This is a genomic window from Collinsella sp. SGI.095, assembly GCF_050314535.1.
Lineage (GTDB): Bacteria > Actinomycetota > Coriobacteriia > Coriobacteriales > Coriobacteriaceae > Collinsella.
Genome location: NZ_JBNPNG010000057.1, coordinates 1 through 952 on the forward strand (window position 1 = coordinate 1; position 952 = coordinate 952).

At 68.4% G+C, this 952-nt stretch carries 1 protein-coding gene; it reads left to right on the top strand.

The features are described 5' to 3' along the window. Positions 1–49: 49 nt before the first annotated feature. A partial coding sequence (locus tag ACQRCA_RS08445) for an IS3 family transposase (RefSeq protein WP_427719892.1) occupies positions 50–952 on the top strand: 903 nt, incomplete at its 3' end.

Sequence of the window (952 nt, forward strand, 5' to 3'; positions counted from 1 at the left end):
GGGACTGCGGACAAAAAGTTGGACCGTTGAGGTCCGGAACGGAGTCCGCATGGCATACAGTAGGAGAATGGTGGAGAGGGCCAGGGCGCTTCGCGGCGCCGGGCTCACCGTCATGGAGATAACCGAGATACTCGGCGGGCCCGGCAAGACGTCCGTCTGGCGCTGGATCAGGGACGTGCGCAAGCCCGCGGGAAGGGCCGGTGGAGGAATGGACCTGCCGCGACTCGTCGGGGACGGCCCCGACTACCCCGACATCGACCCGGAGGACAAGGACGCCCTGATCGAGCGGCTCAGGCTCGAGAACGCGGTGCTGAGGGCGGTGCAGGACGTTTTAAAAGCCGAGAGCCTCGACGGGATGTCGAACAGGGAGAAGACCCTGGTGATAGACCGCCTGAGGCCGTGCGGGAAGTGGTCCTTGAGAGAACTCACGAGTTCCTTGGGGATATCAAAGAGCTCCTATGAGTACCAGCGCCGCGCGATCGCGAGGCCCGACCGGCGCGCGCCCCTGCGCGCGCTCGTGCGCAGGATCTTCACCGAGGATGGCGAGGGGGCGCGGGGGTACCGCTTCGTGACGGCGCGCCTGCGCGAGCTCGACGAGCCCGTGCGCGCCTCGGAGAAGGTCGTCCTCCGCATCATGCGCGAGGAGGGCCTGGTCCCCAGGTGGATGAGGAGGAAGAGGAGGCCCTACAGCTCCTATGCGGGCGAGCCGACGCCGGCCCCGCCGAACCTCGTGCGCCGCGACTTCCGCTCGGCCCTGCCGAACTTCCTGTGGCTCACCGACATCACCGAGTTCAGGCTGCCCTCCGGCAGGAAGGTCTACCTGTCGGCCATCAGGGACTGCTTCGACTCCTCGGTCGTGGCGTGGAGGGCCGGCGAGAGACCGGACGCCGACCTCGCGAACTCGACGCTCGAGGACGCCTGCGCGCTGCTCGCGCCCGGCGAGCGCCCCGTC